5 protein-coding genes are annotated in these 24774 nt (G+C 64.2%); 4 read left to right on the plus strand and 1 reads right to left on the minus strand.

What is annotated here, in order from left to right; all coding sequences use genetic code 11:
* Nucleotides 1–53: 53 nt before the first annotated feature.
* The gene (locus BLS13_RS04000; RefSeq protein ID WP_093449972.1) at nt 54–1577 is read right to left on the minus strand and encodes a globin-coupled sensor protein; all 1524 of its coding nucleotides are present in this window, start codon (nt 1575–1577) and stop codon (nt 54–56) included.
* 137 nt (nt 1578–1714) lie between these two features.
* On the opposite strand from BLS13_RS04000, the gene BLS13_RS04005 reads away from it, so the two are divergent.
* The 4 genes from BLS13_RS04005 to BLS13_RS04020 all read left to right on the plus strand — a co-directional run bounded on the left by BLS13_RS04005 (nt 1715) and on the right by BLS13_RS04020 (nt 24748).
* Nucleotides 1715–2098: a response regulator gene (locus BLS13_RS04005; protein ID WP_093449974.1), complete on the plus strand. Its 384-nt coding sequence runs from the start codon at nt 1715–1717 to the stop codon at nt 2096–2098.
* Nucleotides 2099–2685: 587 nt separating this feature from the next.
* On the plus strand, nt 2686–4515 hold the full coding sequence (locus tag BLS13_RS04010; RefSeq protein WP_176943425.1) for a ShlB/FhaC/HecB family hemolysin secretion/activation protein: 1830 nt from the start codon (nt 2686–2688) through the stop codon (nt 4513–4515).
* Nucleotides 4515–21647 carry an S-layer family protein gene (locus BLS13_RS04015; RefSeq protein WP_143011857.1) on the plus strand — a complete coding sequence of 5711 codons (17133 nt, stop codon included), beginning with the start codon at nt 4515–4517 and terminating at the stop codon, nt 21645–21647. The genes BLS13_RS04010 and BLS13_RS04015 overlap by 1 nt, the downstream gene beginning before the upstream one ends.
* Complete coding sequence (locus BLS13_RS04020) at nt 21644–24748, plus strand: CHAT domain-containing protein (RefSeq protein WP_093449978.1); 3105 nt, start codon at nt 21644–21646, stop codon at nt 24746–24748. Before BLS13_RS04015 ends, BLS13_RS04020 begins: the two co-directional genes overlap by 4 nt.
* Nucleotides 24749–24774: the final 26 nt, after the last annotated feature.

Genomic DNA, 24774 nt, shown 5'->3' on the forward strand with positions numbered 1-24774 from the left:
ATATCGGCCGGGTTTAGGCCCGGTCCGTAAAGATTCGGTTTAGCAAAACGTCGTCAGAACTCGGCCCAATCCTCATCGGCGGGCGCGATCGCCAGATTACCGCGAACGCGTGTGGATATGGCGACCGGGCGGCTAGCCGCGGCCTTTCTGCGCGGTGATGATGGCTCGGAGCGTTTGATGTTGAAGCGGGCAACCAGATTGCCGAGTCGATCCGCTTCGGTGGACAGGGAATGGGCCGCAGCTGTCGCCTCTTCGACCATTGCGGCATTCTGCTGAGTCGCCTTGTCCATTTCGCTGACCGCGGCATTGACCTGCTGGATACCGCTTGCCTGACCCTCAGAAGCCGTCGAGATATTGCCCGCCAGCCCGCTGATCTGGGAAATGCCGGAGACGATCCTCTCGAGCGCCTGGCCGGTTTGCCGAACGAGTTGAACGCCCGATTCGACCTGGCGCGAACTATCCGTGATCAGCGTTTTGATGTGCTTCGCCGCGTCCGCCGAACGCTGCGCAAGCGCGCGCACCTCGTTGGCGACCACGGCAAAGCCTTTACCGGCGTCCCCGGCGCGGGCCGCTTCGACGCCAGCGTTGAGGGCCAGCAGGTTGGTCTGAAAGGCAATGCTGTCGATCACCGTGATGATCTGCGCGATTTCTGCCGAGGATTTTTCGATTCCGTCCATCGCCACCACCGCGTCGCGAACGATCTGGCCTCCGCTCCGGGCGTCGTCCTGCGCCTTCTCGACGGTGACGCAGACCTCACGCGCGCCGCTGGCCGATGCTCGCACGGTCGTCGTGATTTCATCCATTGCCGAGGCTGTTTCGGTGAGACCCGCCGCCTGTTGTTCGGTTCGTTGCGCCAGATTGTCGGATGCATGGGTGATTTCGGACGCGCTCGTGCGGATGAGATCGGCGGCGCCCGCAACCTCGCTGAGCGCAGAGGCCATTCGCTGCCGCATCGCCTCAAAATCCTTGGCAAGGCGCTGATATTCGACCGGCAGCTCGCCCAGCTGTATATCGAAATCGCCCTCCGCGAGGCGACCGAGCGCCGCGCCGAGCTCTTCGATCACCGTCGTCCTGCGACTGCTTTCGATTTCCGAATAGGTCGAGATCGCGACATTCATGTCCATCAGACTGACCTTGACGAGCGTCGAGATTGCCTGAGCCAACGCCTTTCCGCCAATGCGGCGGCGCACCGATTGCGCCATCATCCCTTCGATAAGCGCTTCCAGCACATTGGCGTATCCGCCGATATACCAAGCCGGCTCGAGGCCGATTCGCGCATGAACCTGGCCAATCGTTTGCGCGCGTTTCAGATAGTGGCTGTCGAGTCCCTGGGAGAATAGCTTGCGCCAGTGCAACAGCTGCTGCTTACGGGCGTGCTCCATTCCGGCGGGTCCACCGAACATTTTGGCCAGATCCGGTTTCGAGTCGATCCGGTCATAAAGCGCCTGCAAAGCGGAGTCGGCATGATGATCGATCCCGTCGAGGATCGTATCAAATGCGGTTTTCATGTCCGAGCCAAGCCCGTAAAATGCCAGATGATCTCGGAAAGTCTGATCCGTATTTACTGTCGAGGTCATCACATACTCCCAATCTGTTGGGGGATTCTTGCAACAACATAGTTAATATTGTTTTTAAAAAGGTCTTCCACGGCAGCCGTCAGCACTAGGTAGTTCACCGGGAAGCGCGCATCGGCGAAGGGGCATAGAAGCTAACAATGCCGCCGCCCGCTCAGCCATCCGCGCTCGTCGTCGACGATGATGACTCCATCCGATTGAGTACCGCGATGCTGCTATCCGTCATGGGCGTTACTCCCGAACTGGCGGGGAGCGGCCACACCGCGTTGCAACTGATGCATGATCGGCATTACGATCTCGCAATCGTGGATCTCAGCCTTCCCGACATCGAAGGCAGCGATCTGATAGCGAAGTTTCATGCACTCGCACCGGATATGCTTATCGTGATCATGTCCGGCGACAATGATCGTATCAACCGCGTCCGGCATCTTGCCGATCATTGCGTGGAAAAGCCGATGTCGGCACATGCGCTGCGTTCCGCCATCGACAAACTGCTGCTTGCGCACCAGGAGATGCCCCTTTGATCTATTGGGCGTTGCGCGGGACTAAGTAAAAGAACGCGCTTCGCCCCATGCCGGTCCCCCGCTACAAGCGATCATGTCAGGCATGTCTTCCCCGCATGCGACGCGATCTCTGCTTCGTTCCCCAATCCGTCGCAGCGATCCCGACCGCAGACGCCCCCCCTGGGACGAAATGCCTGATTGACGGGAATCGGTGGCCCTCCCCCGCAGGGCGCCGATTCCCGCCCCGATTGGGATTATGTTCCGACTGGCACGCGGCGTCCGTACCACGGATATGCGCTTGGGCATGGATTCCATGCTAAAGTGTTGAATCAAGCTGCATCCATCGCATCGCCACCGACCGGCAAGATCTTGGTTCAGTGCGACATCGAAAAATGGGCCTGACAGGCTGAGTATCCCGCATCCCTTGCTGCAGGTGCAAAAAATCTCTGTGGCAACTCTCCCATCGTCAGGGGAGAAATTGCGCTGGATCGTGACAGTGAGCACAGTCAATGTCTTGATGACAATATATGGAAAGCGTCCTAATGACGGCGATCCGGGGCAACCGGCGAGGGGGATCGCTGGCCTGGAGCTACGTTGGAGGGGGTCGTTTGCGTACAGCGAATCTGTTCGGCTCGGGAATTTGCGCCCTGGCCTATGCGGCAGTCATCGTGCCGACGGCGGCGCTTCATGCCCAGGCTGCTCCGCCCGCTTCATCCGCGATAACTCCCGATCTCCGTTCATCGGCCGTTCCCACTCGCGAAGAACTCGACCGCTCCAAGCCAAAGGAAGCCCCGAAAACCGGCCGTTTGACGGTCGACGGGGATATCGAGCGAGCACCATGTGCGCTCGACGACCCGGCTTATGCCAATATCAAGGTGACGATCACCTCCGCCCAGTTCAACAATCTGCAGGGGCTGACGGCCGACGAATTGCGCCCGGCTTATGCCGCCTTCCTCGGCCAATCGCGATCGATCAGCACAATTTGCACGATACGCGATGCCGCAGCGACGATTTTGCGACGCAAAGGCTATCTGGCGGCTGTCCAAGTGCCGACCCAGCGGATCGAAAATGGTGTCGTGAAATTCGAGCTGTTGTTTGCACGCGTCGTAGCCGTCCGCGTCCGCGGCGATGCGGGCAGATCGGAAAAGATGCTCGCAGGCTATTTGTCTAAGCTCACCGCCGACAAGATCTTCAACCGTTTCACGGCGGAACGCTATCTGCTGCTGGCGCGCGACCTGCCGGGCATGGAAGTGCGGCTCTCGCTAAAGCCAGCCGGCACCGCGCCAGGCGAACTGGTTGGCGAGGTCAGCGTGATCAGGACGCCGTTCGACGCCGATATCAATTTCCAGGATTATGCCGCGCACGGCACCGGGCGCTGGTCCGGCATGCTGCGCGGTCAGGCTTACGGCCTGCTCGGCCAGGGCGATCGCCTTAGCGTGTCGACCTCGAGCACCGCCGATATCAAGGAACAGCAGATCGTTCAGGTCGGCTACGACATGAAGGTCGGCCATGAAGGCCTGAATCTCGGCGGCAACTTCACTTATGCCTGGACCCAACCCGATCTTGGCCTGGATCCGACTGCTCCGACCATCACGCTGAAGGCACGGACCCTTCTGGCGACAGTCGACGCCAGCTATCCGGTCATTCGAAGCCAGGCGTTCAGCGCGACGACGACGGCCGGCATGGATTTCCTCAACCAGTCGGTCTTCTTGGGCGCTCCGGGCAGCGCGCTTGCGGAGATTTCGAAGGACCATTTGCGGGTCGCCTTCGCACGAATCGATTTCGACGCCACCGATGTGTCCGAGACACGTTCGGCCAAATGGCGCGCATCGGGATCGATCGAATTCCGGCACGGACTGAATATTCTGGGGGCGAGCCATGATGGCTTCACGGGGTCGGTCGACGTAAGCCGCAAGCTCGGCAACCCGCAAGCATCGCTTATTCGCGCCGCCGCCGTGTTCGAATATACGCTGGGCGGCATCACCTGGCCGCAGTTCCTGCCACGCGTGGTGGCAATCGCACCGCGCGCACAATATGCGTTCGACCCTTTGCTCGGATTCGAACAGTTTTCGGCCGGCAACTATTCGATCGGCCGCGGCTATGATCCGGGCACGATCAGCGGCGACAATGCCGTCGGCACCTCCGTCGAACTGCGGTGGAACCGCCTGGCGCCGTTCCCGAAAATCAATTTCGGAATCCAGCCGTTCCTGTTCGAGGATCTTGCCTGGACCTGGCTGAAGCAGCCATTGGCCTCCGAAATTTCGCATGACAGGATCGTTTCGGCAGGCGGCGGTTTCCATGCCGCGCTCAACAACCGCTTCCGGCTCGACGGTACGGTGGCCGTGCCCCTGCGGAGAGCAGGGCTGCAAGGCGCGCTCCACCATCCGCGCTTTCTGATTTCGTTCACCACCAAGCTTTGGCCCTGGGGTAACAAGTGATGCGTAAACGCTTTTCCCAAACCGCGAAGGACATCCTCTCCTCGCGGAGTTGCACGTCGGCGGTGGCCATGGCCGCGGCGATCTGTGCGCACATGGCCAGCGCAACCGGGTTTGTGGGCAGCGTAAATACCAACACGACCGTCGGTGCTACCGTCAATGGCACCAACGACGTTATTACGGTCGGCAATTCCGACAGTACAGGAGCGATCACAGCCGTCGTCAACTGGTCGACGAACAACAGCCAAAGCGATTTTCTGCCCAGCGGCAACAGCGTGATATTTGAAGGCGGCAGCAACAATATCAGCGCCTATACCGTCCTGAATCGCATCAGCCCGACCGACAGCGCTTCTCCGGTCGTCCTCAACGGCGCAATTCAGAGCTACCTGGATTCGTCGCATAACACCACCGGCGGCAGTATCTGGTTCTACAGCCCCAGCGGCATACTGGTCGGCAGCAATGCGGTCTTCAACATCGGCAGCCTGCTGCTCACGGCCAACGATCCCGGGAACAACACGAGCTTCCTGAGTAACGGGCACTTCTCGCTGGCGCAGGCGAACGCCGGGACCGCGATCAATATCGCTTCGGGCGCACAGATCAACGCCTTGTCGCCCGGCAGTTATGTCGCCCTGGTCGCGCCGAAGATCGTCCAGAACGGCACCGTCACCGTCAACGGATCGGCGGCCTATGTCGCGGCCGGCGCCGTCGACATGACGATCAATCAGGGCCTGTTCGACATCGCTGTCACGGCCGGTACCGACGAGACCGACCCGATCAATCATGGCGGTACGACAACCGGCCCGGCGAGTACCGGATCGGGCGACATCCATCGCATCTACCTCGTTGCCGTGCCGAAGAACGACGTGATCACGCAGCTCTATATTGGCGGCGGATCGCTGGGCTTCGACATCGCGGGCGCCGCCGACGTGCAGGGCAATGCGATCGTCCTTTCGGCCGGCCGCAACATTTCGGGCGGCGCGATCAATTTCAGCGCGCCGGCGCCGGTCAACAATGCCGATATCACCATTTATGGCGGCACCTTCACGTCCGCGGTCTATGGCGGAGCCAACCGCTATATTTCGGTATACGACTATTATGGGCCGTCGAACCCGAATGGCGCCTCGACGCCATTCAACATGTTCGCCTCCGATCTCAATCTGCGCGGGGATGTTCAGGTCACCCTCGGCGGCACGCGCACGACCGACACGCTGGGTATCGGCGGCTCGGTCACCCTCAGCGCCAGCAAGGACGCGACCATCGCCGGCGAAAGCGTGCAGGCCGGATTTGTGGGCGTGTACGGGCAATATGGCGGGACGCTCAAGATTGGCGGCAACCTGTCCATGTATGCCGAGGCAACCGGCGCGGGCAGCGACGGCAACAGTGGCGTACCGGTCAGTGCGCATGGTGGCCAGACCGAAATCGTAACGCCGGGCGGAACGGTCGATGTCGCCGGCTCTGTGACGATGAGCACCAAGGCATTTGCGGGTTCGTCGGACTTCGCTCCCTCGACGCAACTGAGCGTCACCGGCGGTACGATCAGCCTGAACTCAGACACCAATTCGGGCCTGCCGGGGTCAATTCATATTGGCGGGGCGCTGACCGCGAATTCATCAGCTGACGGCGGCCAGGATGTGTCGGGCAACAGCGTCGCCGGTACCAATGGCAATGCGGGACCGATCTATTTGCGTGCCGGCTCGACCAGCGCATTGACGATCGACGGCACGACGACCCTCCATGCCGACGGACAGGGTGCATCGGTTCAATATGGGCCCTCCGGCGGCGCCGGCAACGGCGGCTTCATCAGTGTGGAAGCAGCAGCTGGTACGCTCACCCTGACCAACGGCCTGACGATCACCGCCGATGGCACAGGCGGCACGGCCTTCAGCACCGATGGACATGGCGGCGCCGGGGCTGGCGGAACGGCGGTAGCCGGCAGCGACTCCGGTGGTACGCTCAGCGTCGGCAGCTTCTTGGGGGCTTCCGCGCAGGGTGCAGGCGGATCGGCAAATTCGGGGAATAGCGTTGGCGGCGCCGGGACCGGCGGCTACGCCCAGCTCAGCGCCAGCTCCGGCACGGTCGCGATTACCGGAACGACATCGCTGGTCAGCAACGCGTTCGGCGGCAACGGCGTAACCGGCGGCAATGCCTCCGGCACCTACGCCAGCATCAATTCCAATGCCGGCAACATCTCCATCACCGGCGACGTTTCGCTTAGCGCCAGCGCCACGGCCGGCGGCAGTTACGATCCGTCACAGACGTTCACGCCCCAGTCCGGCAATGCCCATGGTGGCACGATTCAGCTTACCCAATCTGGAACGGGATCGGTTTCCATTACCGGCAATGTCGATACCTACGCTTCGGCATCGATCGGCAACGACTATCCCACCTATAATGGCGGTGATGCGACGGGCGGCAACGTCTATGTAGCGACCGATACCGGTGGCACCATTCACGTCACCGGACATCTTGCTGCCGACGAGCTTTCGGCGCAGGGCGGCGATAATCAGATCCTCACCGGTGCCACGGGCAGCGGGACCGGCGGCAATTTGACGATCGGTGCCGCCGACACCAGTTCGATCACGATCGATGGCGCGCTAACGGCTACATCCCACGGAACCGGGGGTAATGCCCATGGCACGGCGCTCGCGACCGCACTCGGCAGTCTTCAGGGCCTCAGCACCAACGCCGTAACCGGCGGCCATGGCATGGGCGGCGTGCTGATCATCGGCGGCGGCGCCGGCGGCGTGTCGATCGGTTCGGTCAACCTGACCGCGGACGGAAGCGGCGGCGACGGCCTGCTCGCGGGCGGCGTCGGCACCGGCGGCTCGTCGATCATCCACAGCCTGACGAGTGGCGGATCAGTGGCCATCGGCACCACCGCCACCTTAAGCGCGGACGGCACGGGTGGAATTGGCGATCCCTACGCAGAAACGATGGCCGGCGTCATGCCGACCGGGGGCGCTGGGCATGGCGGCGCCGTCACTGTGCAAGTCATTGGCGGCGCAATCACGATCGGCAGCGGACTGTTCGGACACGCAACCGGCAACGGTGGCAATGGCCTTGCGGGCGGCGGAAGCGGAACGGGCGGAGCCGCCAATATTACAACCAACGGCGGCTCGATCGGTGTCATGGGCGGTGCGACCATCCGGGCCGATGGTTATGGCGGCAGTGGCAATGCGGAGGGCAGTGCCGACACATTTGCCGGCGGTCAGGGGACCGGTGGCCAGGCGACGATCGAATCCGATGTCGGAACGATTACCATCCGCTCGCTCGCCAATGTCGAAGCCTATGGTCAGGGCGGCGCCGGATCGACCGGCGGCGCGGGTCAAGGCGGCAGCGCCCTCCTAAAAGCTGCGGGAGGCACGGTGAGCGTGACAGCGCCTCCGCAGGATTATTCGGGTTCGACGGGTGCCGTTGTCACCGCCGACGGTGTCGGCGGGGCCGGGCAGTCAACCCGACTCGGCATTGCCGGCGACGGTGGTGCGGCGACAGGCGGTGCAGCCGAGATCTCGGCGCGGACCGTTTCGGGCAGTAGCAGCACCATCACCATTCCGACGGCCTATGTCAGCGCGGTCGGTTTTGCCGGCACGGGCGGTAACGGATCGAACTCCGCCGGTGGCAATGGCGGCATCGGCGCGGGCGGGTCGGTCTATATGCTGGCCGAAGTGGGCAGCGGACATCTCTCCGTCGGTACGACCTCGCTCTATGCCTACGGCCATGGCGGCACTGGCGGCTTCGGCGCCACTGGTGGCGCGGGCGGCGCCGGCATCGGCGGTGGCGTCAATGGGGGCGTCGTCAGCGGCCCCGCATCACAGACGACAACCGGGACAGCGAGCTTCGGCGATTATGCTGTTGCAGCCGGCGGGTTCGGCGGGAACGGCGGCGATGCCAGCGAAGGCGGTACCGGCGGCGCGGGCGGAACGGGCACCGGTGGGGGCGGCAACATCCTGTCGCGCGGTGGGACGGTTACCGCAGCCTCTCTCAATTATGCAAATTATGGTGTCGGCGGCGATGGCGGGTCCGGATCGACCAGCGGCGCTGGTGGCGCGGGGATCGGCGGCGAGTTCGCCGTCATCGCCTCGCCCCGCTTCCAGACCCAGACCGGTGGCACGCTGACGGTCAGCGGAGCCCTATATGGCGATGCTTCGGGCCTCGGCGGTGGCGGCAGCAGCGCGGGCGCGACGACCGCCGGCAGCTACACCGTCCAGGCTCTGACCAACAGTTCGCTGACGGTCGACAGCGCGACGCTGATCAACTTTGGCGCGACGGTATCGGCACAAACCAGCCCGAGCGAAATCGGTGCCGTCGGCGGCACGCTGCATATCAACCACGCGCTGTCCGCCGGAAGTGCCGGCGATATCGGCCTTTTCACCGACGCGAGCGGCGCGATCAGCATCGGCGGCGCTGCGTCAATCAGCGCGCGATCAATCGTCTATGGCGCCGCCAACACGGCACCCACGACGCCCGGGACTGTCCAGGCCGGCAGCTTCAATTTCTCGGTCTTCCAGAATTTCACCAACGCCTCGACCTTCATCACCCCTGCCGATTTCACGCTTTCGGTGCCAGGGTCGATCCTGGTCGGCGGTATCACCAGCAGCGCAGGCTTCGTATCGGTCACCGCAGGCACCAGCCTGACGGCGGGCACGGTCTCGGCCGCGACGTCCCTCGGCCTCACCGCCACGGCCGGCGATCTCCTGCTCGACAGCGGAACCGCCAGCAATGGCCATGCCTCGATCAGCGCATCCGGCAATATCGGTGGGCGTGCCAACGGGACGCGCACCGCCGTAACAGCAGCGGGCACCAATCATAATGTCGCAATCACTGCGGGCGGCCAAGCCTATCTCGGCAATGTCGCGGCAACCGGCAGCGCGACCGTGTCGGCCGCATCGATTGACATATCCTCGAGCGGCGTCAGCCTGACCAGCGCCACCGCGAGCAACGGAGCGCTCTCGCTCGTCGCCACCAGCGGCGATGTCCTCGTCGACTCAGCCGCGGCGACGAACGGAAATACGACGTTGACCGCATCCGGCAACGTCAAGGGACGCACCAGCAATTCGCGCGCGAACGTCTCGGCAACGGGATCGAACCGCGACGTTGCTATCACCGCGACCGGCGGGCAGGCCTACCTGGCGTCGGTTTCGGCGACGGGCAGCGCGACGATAACCGGCGCCTCGGTCGATGTTTCGTCCTCAAGCATCAGCCTGACGAGCGCGACGTCCACCAATGGTGCGCTCAACCTCGCCGCCACCGACGGCGACCTGCTCATCGATACGGCAGCGGCGACGGGCGGCAACGCGACCTTGACCTCGGTGGGCAATCTCACCGGCCGCACCAGCAACGGCCGGGCGGCAATCTCGGCCGCGGGCACCAGCCGCAATGTTTCGATCACGACCAGCCTGATCGGCTATCTGGGCACGGTCAGCGCGACAGGAACGGCCGACGTCACGGCGGGATCGCTGGATGTTTCTTCAGCCGGCATCAGTCTGAACAGTGCGACCGCGACAAACGGGTCGCTCCAGCTCACGGCCACGAGCGGCCAATTGCTGGTCGACAGCATATCGGCCACCAACGGCGATGTAACGCTGAGCGCGCTCAGCGACATCTTCGGCCGCACGAGCGCCGGCCGCACGACAATCACCGTCAGCGGGACCGGCCAGAATATCGGCGCCACCGCCGGCGGCCTGATCTATCTCGGCAGCGTCACCGCGCCCGGCGCCGTGAGCTTCACCGGCGGGTCCGTCGATATTTCGTCGTCGAGCGTGAGCATCGATTCCGCGACGGCGACCAACGGCGTCGTGTCGCTGGTCGCGACCGGCGGCGACGTCCTCGTCGATTCGGTCTCCGCGACCAACGGCAATGCCACGCTGACCGCATCCGGCAACGTTACCGGACGGGCCGGCGGCGGACGAACCGCGGTGACGACCGCCGGCACCAGCCGGAACATCGCGATCACGGCGACGTCGGGGCAAGCCTTCCTCGGCACGATATCGGCAACCGGCACGGCAACGGTTACCGGCGCGTCGGTCGATGTGTCGTCGAGCGCCGTCCACCTGACTAGCGCGACTGCTACCAGTGGCACCCTATCGCTCACCGCGACATCGGGCGCGATCTCGACCGGCGCGCTGGCCGCCACGCAGAACGCAACCCTGAATGCGGCAACCGACATCACCACCAGCACGATCGTCGCCGGTGATTCGGTGTTCGGACAGGCCGGCGGCAATATCACCACCACCAATCTGACCGCAGGCCGCACCAACCCCTCGCAATCGAGCAACGCGATCTATGCGATCTCGCTGAGCGGCGCCAATTCGGTCAGCACGGGTACGTTGAGCGCGAAAGGCGACATCCGTCTGGTCGCCACCAGTGGGAGCCTCAACGTCGGCAATCTCACCGCCGATCTCAACCTGCTCGCGCTGGCGGGGCAGAATCTGACGTTCGGGTCGATCACGACCTCTGCCACAGGATCGACGCTGATCGGCAGCAGCAGCATGGATTCGCAATTCCCGCTGCCGCTCGACAAGTTTGCGATGCAGGCCGTCACCCCCGATCCGGCTGCCGGCGTGATCCAGATCAACGGCGCGGTAAGCACCGGTCTGGCATTTCGCGCAGCTTCGACCGGCGATTTCACGTCGGTGGGGATCTCGACGAATAGCGGTCTGCTGGATGTCGCAACCGGCGGCGCCTTTTCGGCTACGACATTGTCGGGTTCGACGGCAGCTACGATCACGGCTGCTTCGACCCTGTCAGCGACCAGCATCACCGGGCCGACCCTGGCAACCCTCACCTCCGGCGGTGCAATGTCGCTGGGAACCGTATCGATCTCATCGAGCGGGAACTTCACCTCGAACAGCGACATAACGCTGGGAACGGTCAGCGCCAGCGCAATCAATATCCAGGCGGATAACGGCATCACCCTGACAAGCGCCAGCGCGTCGGGCGGATCGCTGATGCTGTCGGCCGGCAATGGCGACGTGCTGGCCAATTCGCTGTCGGCGACGAACGGCAGCACGACCATTATCGCTTCCGGTAATATCAAGGGCCGCACCAACGGCACCCGTACCGCCGTGACATCGACCGGCGTGGGGAATAATCTCTATGTCGAGGCGACCGGGGGCCAAGCCTTCCTGGGCAACGTTTCCGCCGTTGGCACGGCAAATGTTGTGGGTCAGTCGGTCGACGTGCAATCGACCGGCGTCAGCCTGACCAGTGCGACCGCCACCGCCGGTGCGCTCAGCCTGGTCGCAACGACCGGCGCCGTGCTGGTCAACAGCGCGACAGCGACCGATGGCAGCATAACCGTCATGGCCGCGACCAACGTCAAGGGCCGCACGGCGAGCTCGCGCGCGTCGCTCACGGCTACCGGCACCAGCCAGAGCGTCGCGGTCACGGCAACCGGCGGCCAGGCGTTCCTCGCCACCGTGGCCGCAACGGGAACGGCAACGGTCACCGGCGCGTCGGTCGATGTGGCCTCGACCGGTGTCAGCCTGACCAGCGCAACTGCGACCAATGGCGCGCTTTCGCTCGTTGCCACCAGCGGCGATGTCCTGGTCGACAGCGTTTCGGCAACCAATGGCAATGCGACGGTTACCGCCTCCGCCAATGTTGGTGGACGCACCGGTGGCCGCACCGACGTGACGACAGCAGGCACGAATCGCAACCTGACGGTCACCGCCACCGGCGGGCTCGCCTATCTCGGTAATATCTCCGCAACAGGCACGGCATCGGTAAGTGGCCATTCGGTGGATGTGTCGGCGGCGAATGTAAGCCTTACCAGCGCGACCGTCACCAACGGCAACCTGTCTCTGGTCGCCACCAGCGGCGACGTACTCCTCGATACAGGATCGGCTGCCAATGGTAACGCGACCTTGCTTGCCGCAGGCAATGTCCAGGGCCGTACCACCAGTGGCCGCACTGCGCTGAGCACGACCGGTACCAGTCGCGATATCTCAATTACGGCAACCGGTGGACAAGCCTTTCTCGGTGCAATTTCGGCGACCGGCAACGCGACCGTCACCGGTTCATCGGTCGATGTCGCGTCAACCGGTGTCAGCCTGACCGGCGCGACAGCGACCAATGGCGCTCTCTCGCTGGTCGCCACGAGCGGCGACGTGCTCGTCGACACCGCTTCGTCAACCAATGGCAATGCAACGATCACCGCGTTCAACGCCGTCAAGGGACGTGTGAACGGCGCGCGTGCCGCGATCTCCGCCGCGGGTACCAACCGCAACGTGGCGATCACCGCCACCAACGGACAGGCATTCCTCGGCGCCGTCTCCGCCACGGGTAATGCCGATGTCACCGGTTCGTCGGTCGATGTCTCATCGTCCGGAGTCAGCCTGACCAGCGCCACCGCGACCAACGGCGCGCTCTCACTCGTCGCCACCAGCGGCGATGTCCTCGTCGATACCGCATCGGCAACGGGTGGCGACGCCACCCTCACCGCGTTCAGCAACGTCAAGGGTCGCACCAGCGCCGGCCGCGCGGCGATCTCGGCGAACAATATCGCCGTCACCGCCACCAACGGCGTCGCCTTCCTCGGCGCGGTCTCCGCGCCCGGCAGCGCAACCGTCACCGGTTCGTCGGTCGATGTTTCTGCGGCCGGCATCAGCCTCGACAGCGCAACCGCGACCAACGGCGCACTCTCGCTGGTCGCCACCAGCGGCGACGTCCTTGTCGACACCGCCTCCGCCACCAACGGCAATGCGACGATCTCCGCGTTCAACACCGTCAAGGGCCGCACCAGCAACGGACGCGCCACTGTCTCCGCCGCCGGCACCAGCCGCAACGTCGCGATCACCGCCACCAACGGACAGGCATTCCTCGGCGCCATCACCGCCACGGGTAATGCCGATGTCACCGGTTCGTCGGTCGATGTCTCATCGTCCGGAGTCAGCCTGACCAGCGCCACCGCGACCAATGGTTCGCTCTCGCTGGTCGCCACCAGCGGCGATGTCCTCGTCGATACCGCATCGGCAACGGGTGGCGACGCCACCCTCACCGCGTTCAGCAACGTCAAGGGCCGCACCAGCGCCGGCCGCGCGGCGATCTCGGCGAACAATATCGCCGTCACCGCCACCAACGGCGTCGCCTTCCTCGGCGCGGTGTCCGCGCCCGGCAGCGCAACCGTCACCGGTTCGTCGGTCGATGTCTCGGCCGCCGGCATCAGCCTCGACAGCGCGACCGCAACCAACGGCGCGCTCTCGCTGGTCGCCACGAGCGGCGACGTCCTCGTCGACACCGCCTCCGCCACCAATGGCAATGCGACGATCTCCGCGTTCAACACCGTCAAGGGTCGCACAAGCAACGGACGCGCCACTGTCTCCGCCGCCGGCACCAGCCGCAACGTCGCGATCACCGCCACCAACGGACAGGCATTCCTCGGCGCGGTCTCCGCCACCGGCACCGCCGATGTTACCGGTTCGTCGGTCGATGTGCAGTCAAATGCCGTGAACTTGACGAGTGCAACATCGACCAGCGGCGATGTTCTGCTGGTTTCGACAAGTGGGTCGATTGCCGCAGGTACGATCAACGCGGCAGAAAACGCCCTCTTCACGACGGCCGTCAACGCCGTCCTGGGCTCTGTGGTGGCTGGTAACAATATCAACACCCAGGCCAATGGCGGCAACATCACCCTCAACAGCGCCAGCGCCGGGCGGATCAATCCGTCGAACGCCAACGGCGCAACCTACAATATCGTGTTGGGCGCGACCGGTTCGATCTCAACCGGAACGCTCGACGCCAAGGGTACCGGTTCGCTCCGCTCAAACACCGGCAGCATCGCGACGGGCAACGTCGCAACCGATCGCAACCTCATCATATTCGCGCGCCAGGATGTGACACTGGGCTCGGTCACCACCGGAAGCGGCGCGAACGGAATTTACATCGCTAATAGCAGCATGTTGCCCACTCCGCAGGGCGTGCCGCTCTTCACGATCGCGCCTGTTCGCGTGGCCGGTGCGATCACGATCAACGGCGCGGTTTCCACCGGTCTGATCGGCGCCGCCGCGACCGGGGCGCTCACCACGCAGGCCATCACCGCCTCGTCGAACATCAATCTCGATGCGGGCGGCGCGATGAACACCGGCGCTTTGACCGCCGGAGGTAACATCAACCTGAACGGCGACGCCGCCATCACGACGGGCGCGCTGACCGCTGGCGACTCGATCGCCATCGGCGCGAACGGCCAATTGACGATAGCCAGCGCAAGCGCCGGCCGGGTCAATCCTTCGGCCGCACAAGGCGCCGAATATAAGATCAAGGTCCGCGGCGACGCCGGTCTCACCCTGGGCGCGTCGACCGCCAAGGGCCTGATCGGCCTTCTCTCCACCAACGGCAGCGTATCGGCCGCCGATGCCATCTCCGATGACAGCGTCATCGTGCTTGCCGGCCAGAACGTGAACCTGGCTTCGGTTACGACCGGAACCGCCCTTGGCAGCGGCTTCTATGTCGCCAACAGCAGCATGTACTCCCCGATCCAGAATCAGGATAACGGCAAGGCGCTCCTGTTCGCGCAGACCCCGGTGCGCATCGGTGGCGCGCTCAATCTGAGCGGATCGGTTTCGGCCGGCCTGGTCTCGGTTGCCGCTGCGGGCAATCTGACCGGCGGCGCCATCACCGCCTCGGGGACGCTCTTTGCCGATATCGGCGGCGCGACCAGCCTCTCCGGCGCCTTGTCGGCCGGCCAGGCGACGATCAACACCGGCGGCGCGCTGACAGCAACCACCGTGACGTCGCCCGGGAGCATCCTGTTCACCAGTGGCGGAACGGCCACTCTGGCCTCGCTGACCGGTGCCAGCGCGGCATTGACCGCCAGCGGGACGATTACGGCGACGAGCGCCACAACGACTGCGGGCGCCCTGTCGCTGGTCTCGACCGGTGGCGATATCCTGGTCGACGCAGCTTCGGCGACGGGCGGCGACGCCACCCTGACCGCTTTCAACAATGTCAGGGGCCGCATCAACGGCGGCCGCACCGCGATCGACGCGAGCAACGTTGCGGTAACCGCCACCAACGGGGTCGCCTTCCTCGGCGCTGTATCCGCGCCGGGCAGCGCAACCATTGCCGGCTCGGCGGTCGATGTCCTGGCAGGCGGCGTCAGTCTGACTAGTGCGACTGCGACCAACGGATCGCTCTCGCTCGTTGCCTCCAGCGGCGACGTGCTCGTGGACACCGCATCGTCAACCAATGGCGATGCGACGATCACTGCGCTCAACAACGTCAAGGGCCGGGTGAGCGGCAGTCGAGCCAGCGTCTCGGCCGCCGGCACCACCCGCAACGTCGTGATCACCGCCACCAACGGCCAGGCCTTCCTCGGGGCCGTTTCCGCCACCGGCAGTGCCAATGTCACGGGTTCGACCATCGATGTCGCCTCGGCCGGCGTCAGCCTGACCAGCGCCATCACTACCAACGGCCCGCTCTCGCTCGTCGCCACCGATGGCGATGTTCTGGTCGATACCGCTTCGGCAGCCAATGGTGCCGCGAACCTGACGGCGCTGAACAACGTCAGGGGTCGTACCAGCGGCGGGCGTGCCGCGGTTGGCGCCAGTGGCACCAACCGCAACGTCGTTATCACCGCAACCAACGGCCAGGCATTCCTGGGTGCGGTTGCCGCCACGGGCACGGCGAATGTCACCGCCGGCTCGATCGACGTCCTTTCGAACAGCGTCAATTTGACCGGCGCGACCGCCACCAGCGGATCGCTGGCACTGGTTGCCAGCAGCGGCGGGCTGACCCTCGGATCGGGTAATGCGGCAACATCGGCCACGATCAGCAAGCAGGGCAGCACCGGCATCCTGCAGATATCGAATCTGACCAGCGGCGGCAGTTCGACGCTGGTCTCATCAACCGATGCCACGCTCGGCCCGATCGTGGCTGGCGATGCAATCAACGTTCAGGTGCTCGGCAATGTCTCGCTGGTCAGCGGTAGCGCCGGCCGGGTGAACCCGTCGACCTCGCCGAACGCCAATTTTGGCATCTTCGTCCGCGGCGGCAATTCTGTGTCCACCGGCAACCTCAATGCCAAGGGCGGAATCCGACTGATCGCGAACAGCGGTAATATCGGTGCGGGCGACATCCTCACCGACCGCGGCTTCGTTGCCCTCGCCGGCCAGAATGTGACGACCGGCGGGATCACCACCAGCACAACTGCCGGCGGCGTTTACATCGGCAACAGCAGCATGGCGCAGCTGCCGAACACGACCCTGTTCGCTTCCGATCCGATCCGCGTTGGTGGTAATATCCTGATCAATGGGCCGGTGACGACGACCGCCTTCCAAGCCGCCGCCGCAGGGACGCTGACCTCCCAGGCGATCACATCGGGTTCGAATCTCTATGCCGATGCCGGCGGCGCTATCGCGACAGGCGCGATCCTGGCCGCATCCAACATCGATATCACCGGCAACGGCGCGATCACCATCAACAGCCTGACCGCAGGCGATTCGATCGACATGGGCGGCGATGGTATCGTTGCGATCGGCAACGCCAGCGCCGGGCGAGTCAATCCATCGAGCGCAACCGGCGCCGGCTATCAGCTCACGATCAGGGGGGATGGCGGCCTGACGACTGGCGATGTTTCGGCCAAGGGCCTGATCGGGTTGCTCGCGTCAAACGGCAGCATCACCAGCGGCAGTCTGACATCGGACAGCAACGTGGTCATCTTCGCTGCAAACAATGCCAATCTCGGCGCGGTGACTACCGGTTCAGCGAGCGGCACCGGCTTCTATGTTGCCAACAGCAGCATGTATCCGCTCGTGAAAAATGCGACCAGTCCGTTGCAATTGTTCTCGATGGATCCGGTCGCGATCGGCGGCGCTTTATCCATCAACGGGCCGGTCTCGGCCGGCTTCGTCAAGGCCGCCGCCACCGGCGCGCTGACAGCCGGCGCAATCACCGCCACCGGCGATGTCATTGCGACCGCAGGCGGGGCGGTAACCGCTGGTCCGATCACGACCCTTCAGACGATCAAGATCAGCGGATCGACTGACACGCTTGACGCGCTTGTCGCCGGCAACCGGATCACGATCAGTGGCAGCGGCAATGTCACCATCGCCAGCGCCAGCGCGGGTCGAGTCAACCCATCGACCGTCACCGGGGCCGATTATCAGATCGGCATCCGCACCGACGGCTTGCTGACGCTCGGTTCGGCAACCGCAGCCGGCAGCATCGGCTTGCTGTCGACCGCCGGCAGCATTGCCGCCGGCAATGTAACGAGCGACAAGAGTGTCGTGCTGCTGACCGCGAACAATGCCAGCCTGGGGACGGTTACCGCCGGGGGCGGGCAAGACGGTCTCTATATCGCCAATGCCAGCATGTATCCCATCGTGGCCGCCAATCTCGATCCGTCGCTCCTCTTTGCCAAAGCGCCGGTGCGAACGGGCGGATCGATCACGATCACCGGCCCCGTCTCAGGCGGCAGGGCCACGCTGGCGGCCGGCACCGCGCTGATAACGAACAGCTTCACGACATCCGACTATACAACGCTCGATAGCGGCGGAGCCCTGACCGTAGCGTCAATCGCTGCCGGTCAGAGCATCAACCTGACCAGCGACGCGGCCGCGACATTGGGGGCCCTGATCGCCGGGAATCGGATCACGGTCCAGGCGACCGATGCCACGATCACCAGCGCCAGCGCGGGCCGGGTCAATCCGTCGACCGTAACCGGCGCCGCATACACCATCGGCCTGTCTGCGAAGAATTCGCTGTCGATCGGTGCGCTCGATGCCAAGGGCGTGATCGGCGTGCTGGCGACCAATGGCAATGCCACGACCGGCGCCATCACGACCGATCAAAGCGCGTTCCTGTTCGCCGGAAACAATGTGCGAATGGCATCGGCAGCCACGGGCACCGGCAGCAGAGGCCTCTACATCGCCAACAGCAGCATGTATGGTCAGTTCTCGCAATCATCGATCAGTGCCTTCCAGGCGACGACGCCAGCGCGGGTCGGCGGGACCATCACCATCGACGGCGCGGTTACGGGCGGCTTCCTGAAAGGCGCATCGACTGGGAATTTTGCGGCAACCGCGATCAATACGACAAGTTCGAGCTATATCGATGCCGGCGGGACGCTGAGCGCTACCGATATCACCGCGACCGGCAATATCACATTGTTGAGCGGTGGCGCCGCGACATTGGCGACGATCACAGCCGGCCAGGCCGCCAATTTGACCGCCGACGGCAATATCGCGCTGACCAGCGCCGCGACCAACGGAGCACTGACCCTGGTATCGTCCGGTGGCAGCATCGCCGTCGATACCGCGCTGGCGACCAATGGTTCCGCCACGATCACAGCCGCGCAGGCGATCGGCGGCAACACCGCAGGCGGCCGTAGTTCGGTTTCGAGCACCGGCGGAAATGTCGCGATCACTGCCACGAGCGGCCAGGCACTGCTTGGAACGGTATCAGGGTCCGGGAACGCGACAGTGATCGCCGGATCGGTCGACATTGCTGCGAGCAGCATCAGCCTGACCAGCGCAAGCGCCACCAATGGCGCACTCTCGCTGGTGGCGACCAACGGCAGCGTGCTCATCGATTCGGCATCGGCGGCCAACGGCAACGCTGCAATATCGGCGACGAACAGCGTGCAGGGTCGGACAAGCAATGGCCGCTCCGCAATCACAGCCACCGGCAGCAATGCGAATGTGATGGTGATCGCGACGGGCGGGCAAGCCCTTCTCGGGGCCATTTCCGCGACCGGCAGCGCCAACATCACCGGCGCATCGGTGAATGTCTCCTCCGGCAATATCAGTCTGACGAATGCAACGGCTACCAACGGCGCGCTCAGCCTGACGGCGACTAACGGCAATATTCTGATCGACAGCGCCGCATCGGCCGGTGGCAACGCGACGCTGACGGCGTCCAACGCCGTGATCGGCCGCACAAACGGCGGGCGGGCTTCGATTGCCGCAACCGGCGCCAATCGGAATGTCACCGTCTCGGCCTCGGGCGGTCAGGCCTTCCTCGGCACCGTGATCGCCACCGGTCAGGCCAACGTCAGCGGTGCATCGGTCGATGTCGCTGCGAACAGCATCAACCTGACGAGCGCCGCAGCCTCCAACGGCGCGCTCTCTCTCGTCGCCACCAGCGGCGATGCCCTGATCGACACCGCTTCGTCGAACAATGGCAACGCCGTCGTGATGGCATCGGGCAATGTGGCGGGCCGCGCGTCGGGTGGCCGCGCGGCGATCGCTGCAACCGGCACCAGCGGAAATGTCAGTGTTGCCGCCGGCGGGCAGGCTTTCCTCGGTACCCTTTCGGCAATCGGCACAACCGCGATCAGCGGCGCGTCGATCGACGTGGCAACAACCGCGGACCTCACCTTGGCCAATGCGGTGACGACGACGGGCGATCTGCTGCTCGCTACCTCGGGTACGCTGACCGCCGGCACATTATCGTCGGGCGACCTCATCGGCTTGAGTGCAGGCAAGGACCTCTCGGTCGGTGCCACGTCCGCGGCAGGCACGATTGCCATGCTTGCCCAAACCGGAAGCATCTCGGCCGGAACGGCATCGACACAAGGCGGCTTTGCCGCCCTGGCGTCGGGCAACATCGCCTTGTCGTCGGTCACCACCGGGACCGGTTCGAACGGCTTCGTTTATCTCGCCAACAGCAGCATGCTCGGGTTGGTCGGCAACGATCCCAACCTTCCCCTGTTGCGGGCCGCCACACCGGTTCGCGCGGGGGGCGCGATCAGCATTTCGGGCAATATCGTCACCGGGCAGTTCAATGCCGCATCGGGCGCCGCCTTTACGGCGGCCGGCCTCAATGCGGCATCGGGCATCACCGTCGACAGCGGTGGCCTTGCAACCTTCAACGGCGCCGTAGTGGCACCCTCGATCGCGATCGGCTCGCTCGATCTGACCATCGGCTCTTCGGCGACGATCGGCAACAGCGCTACCAGCGGCCTCAAGCTGACGAGTGGCGCGACGCAAACGACGATCGGCGGATCGGGCTCGGCGACAGGCTACCTGCTCGACAATGCCGAGGCCGGGCGGCTGCGTGCCGCGCAAATCGACATCGCGGCGACCGGCGGGATCACCCTCGCGGCTCTCAACCTCACCGGCTCTGGCAGCAGCACGGGCAATCTCGTCGGATCCAATGCACGTTTCCAGGTCCAGACGCCGGGCAATGTCCGCGTGACGGCCTCCGTTGACCTGAGCAACGCCGCGGCCACCGACGCCTTGAACATCATCGCCGGCAACCGCTTCGAAATCGCAACCGGCACCGGGCAAATCCGCTTGCTCGGCGCCGATTCGAAGCCCAGCGGCATCGCCGCGATCACCGCGAATAACATCGCGGTAGCTCAAGCCAGCCTGCTCGATCAGATCGCTGCAAACAACCGGTTTAGCGGACGGGACGCGGCGCTGAGCGCGGCGCAAACCGGCAGCGGCGTCAAGGCCGAGGGCTATCTGCAGGCGGGCACATTGGCCTTCACCGTCGGCGACACGTTGCTGATCCAGAACTCGGGCACGGACACCACCTTCGGCGGCTTCACGGTGGGCACCGGCGGCGTGCAGATCGCGGCACTTGGTAGCGGCAATACCCCGATCGATACGACCATCTACGGCCGATCGATCGACGCGACCGGCACGATCGTTGCCGATAGCACGGTTCGGTCCTCGATCAGCGTGGCCGTACCGGCGGCGGCCCGCCTGAGCGCGACCTCCGCTATCAATGGCTGCGCGCTCGCGACCGCAAGCTGCACGATGCTGATCGGTGACAAGCCGGTTACCGTCGTCGCGCAGACCCAGGTCACCACGATCACGGCCAGCGTCCAGGCGGCGGTGTCCGGCGGCTCCACAACGGGTGGCGGCACGACGAGTTCTTCGAGCAGCAGCAGCAGCAGCGGCGGCGACAGCGGCGGAGGCAGCAGCGGCGGAGGCGGCGGCGGAGATAGCGGTGGCGGTGGTGCCAGCGGCGGTGACGAAGGCGGGGATGACAGCGGCGGCGGCGGTGAGAAATCGTCTGCTGGCGGCGGCAATGCAGCGGGCGCGATGCATGGCAACCTGCTGATCGATACCAACAATATCGGCAGCACGCAGCAGCAGATCGATACGCCGGTGACCAGCAGCGGCAATACCAGCCTTTGGAGCGGTGAGGACGGATTGAGCGATATCGGACCTACGGGGGTTAATCCATGATCCGCGCACGGGCATTCGCGCTCGCGTTGGGAATAGTCGCGTCGACGGCCGGATCCGTTCCCGGTTATGCCGCCGGCAAGACCAGCCTCAGCCTGCGCAACAGCTTTCGGATCGGCAATAGCGGGGTGCTGTGCACTGCGCAGAGCAAGGCTATCGGCCCCAATCTCGTCGATATGTTCGATCGCGGCTATTCGATCGTCTGCCGTGACGCGGCATCGGCGGTTGGCACGCTTCAGGCCTTGCGCAAGGGCAAGGATGATCCGCTCGCGCGTATCGCAAAACATCGTAGCGCCGATCTGAAGTGCGAGGCTCCGAAGCCCGCCAAGATCGACGGCCTTGGTACGGTTTCCGCAAGCGACTGTATCGATCAGACGAACCAGCTCGCCTATAAATTCTATTCGATCCAACGCGGCAATGTGATCTTCACCGCCGAAGGGCTGGGCGGCTATGACAGCGCGCTGCAATATGGATTGCGGACGATTGTCACCGATGCGCCGGTGAAGGGCGAAATTCAGGTCGCCTCCACCTCGGCCGGCGATCCGGCCGCCTTCGCCCGCGTCCAGGCAGGCGCGCTCGACTCGGAGAGCGCGCTGGCGGAAGCCTATGCACGCAACAATGACGGAAGCTATGCCGAGGCTTCGGAATTCTTCGAAGCCTTGGTGGAGCGTGATTCATCGGGTTCGAAAGCCGATCTTCGTTTGTCCGAATATCTCGCCAATCAGGCTTTGCAGGAATCGAACCAGAAGAATTTCTCGGCGGCAGATGCTCTGTTCGCGCGAGCATCGTCACGTGCCGCGCTCGCCGACCCGATCGTCGGGCGGCTGCTGCGCAATTTTCACGCTATTCACGAACTGAACCAGAACAGGGTCAAACAGGCCGTCGATGAGCTGTCCAAGCCGGTGGCTACGATCGAGACCGCGGCGACGGCGGACCAAGCGCTTGCTGAAGGCACGATCTCGCAGGATGTCGCCGATCAGATCAATCGCGACAACAAGGCGATGGAGCAACTGGCCGGCGCGCTCGACAACCAATTGCAGCCATTCGAACGCGCCCAGATTCTGGATGCGCAGGCGCTGCAGCTACGCGGCGTTGCCCATCGTATCGACAAGGACAATTCAAAGGCCCGCGAATCCTTCGCCGAAGCCGTCAAGGCCATGACCCAGGTTCGCGATGGCAAGCTCAACAGCACCGGCTGGCTTCGCTCAAGCATCCAGACCGAATATGCGCTGCTTGCCGAAGAAGAAGGCAATGTCGGTGAAGCCGAGCGGCTCTACGCCGATGCGTTGCAGATCGTCGAGATCGAACATCCGCAGACCGCCCTGCTGTTGGGTGCCAAGGCGCGCTTTGCAGGATTCCTGAGCCGCCACGGCCAGGGCGACCGGGCAATGAAGATGTTTGCCGAGGTGATTACCACCGGCGAACAGGTTTCCGGCGCGATGGCGTCGATCCGCAACCTGTTACGGCCCTATTTCCGCCTTCTGGCCGAACGGGCTGCCACCGATCCAACCGCCGTGTCGGCGATGTTCGCGGCGAGCCAGGTGATGTTGCGGCCCGGTATTGCCCAGACGCAGGCACTGCTCGCTCGCGAACTATCGGGCGGCGACGACGAAGCATCGAGCCTGTTCCGCCAGGCGGTCAACCTCACGCGCGAAATCGCGCGGGCCACTGGCGATGTCGCCCGCATGACCGCCCAGCCGAAGCCTGAGGAAAAAGACGCGCTGGAAGGCGCCAAGCGCCGCCTCGCGCGGTTCGAGCGCGATCAGACCGTGCTGCAGGCCCAACTGTCAAAATATCCACGCTATCGCGTGATTGCACCACAAACGATGCAGATCGGCGAACTTCAGAAAGTTCTGAAGCCCGGCGACGCCTATTTCAAGATCACGCTCGTGGCGCAGGATGTCTATGGGATGTACGTCACGAAGGACGGGGCCCGCGCATATCGCATCGACACCACGACCAAGGATCTTGAGGATACCGTCGCCCGGATCCGCGATTCGGTGGTGAAATTCGAAAACGGTGCGCCAGCCACCTATCCCTTCGATGTCGTGCTCGCGCGCAAACTGTATCTGACGCTGTTCAAGCCGATCGATGGCGCGCTCAAGACCGTCAATAACTTCATCTATGAACCCGATGGTCCGCTGCTCCAGCTTCCCGCCAACCTGCTGCCGATCTCCCAGCCTGGGGTCGACGCCTATCTGGAGCGCATCAAGAAGCCGAATGGCGACGAATTCGATTTCCGCGGGGTCGATTGGCTTGGCCGCGACCGTGACGTATCGACGGTGGTATCACCACGTTCGTTCGCCGATGGCCGCGACGTCGCCTCATCAAAGGGCACCAGGGGTTATCTGGGCATGGGCGAGAATGCCCGCCCTGCCCTCAACCCCTTCTTCGTCGCGCCGCCGTCCATGGCCGACGATTGTGCCTGGCCGCTCGGCAACTGGAATAATCCCATCTCCTCATCCGAGCTATTCCTGGCCGCCAGCATCATTGGTAAAGACAAATCGACCGTGATCACCGGCGCCGATTTCTCCGATTCGACGATCGCGGGACGCTCCGATCTGGCTGACTATCGGATCATCCATTTTGCTACCCATGGCCTGGTCACCGCTCCCAAGCCATCCTGCCCCGCCCGCCCTGCACTGTTGACGTCATTCGGTGGCGGCACATCCGATGGCCTGCTGACGTTCAAGGAAATCTTTGACCTCAAGCTCGATGCCGACGTCGTCGTTCTATCGGCCTGCGATACCGCCGGCATGGCCACCGTGTCGGCCACGCGCGAAGCCGGCATTACGACGGGCGGCAATTTCGCGCTCGACGGCCTGGTGCGTGCGTTCGTCGGCGCTGGCGCCCGCACGGTGATCGCAAGCCACTGGCCGGTTCCGGACGATTTCAACGCGACCAAGCGGCTGATCACCGGTCTGTTCACGGCACCCGCCGGCACGCCGATGGCGACCGCCATGCGCAACGCCCAACGCGGCCTGATGGACGATCCGAACACATCGCATCCATATTACTGGTCCGCTTTCGCGATCGTCGGTGACGGCGAGCGGCCGCTGCTCCCGCTGACCAGCAACACGCCGGCCACGACCTCGGCGCATTGACGGACGCGGCAACACCGCGTCCGTCC

Origin of the sequence: Sphingomonas sp. YR710, from assembly GCF_900101455.1 — a bacterium.
Classification (GTDB): domain Bacteria; phylum Pseudomonadota; class Alphaproteobacteria; order Sphingomonadales; family Sphingomonadaceae; genus Rhizorhabdus.

Coding starts and splice junctions, on each gene's coding strand:
- BLS13_RS04000 (WP_093449972.1), bottom strand. CDS start 1,577: ATGACCTCGACAGTAAATACGGATCAGACTTTCCGAGATCATCTGGCA.
- BLS13_RS04005 (WP_093449974.1), top strand. CDS start 1,715: ATGCCGCCGCCCGCTCAGCCATCCGCGCTCGTCGTCGACGATGATGAC.
- BLS13_RS04015 (WP_143011857.1), top strand. CDS start 4,515: ATGCGTAAACGCTTTTCCCAAACCGCGAAGGACATCCTCTCCTCGCGG.
- BLS13_RS04020 (WP_093449978.1), top strand. CDS start 21,644: ATGATCCGCGCACGGGCATTCGCGCTCGCGTTGGGAATAGTCGCGTCG.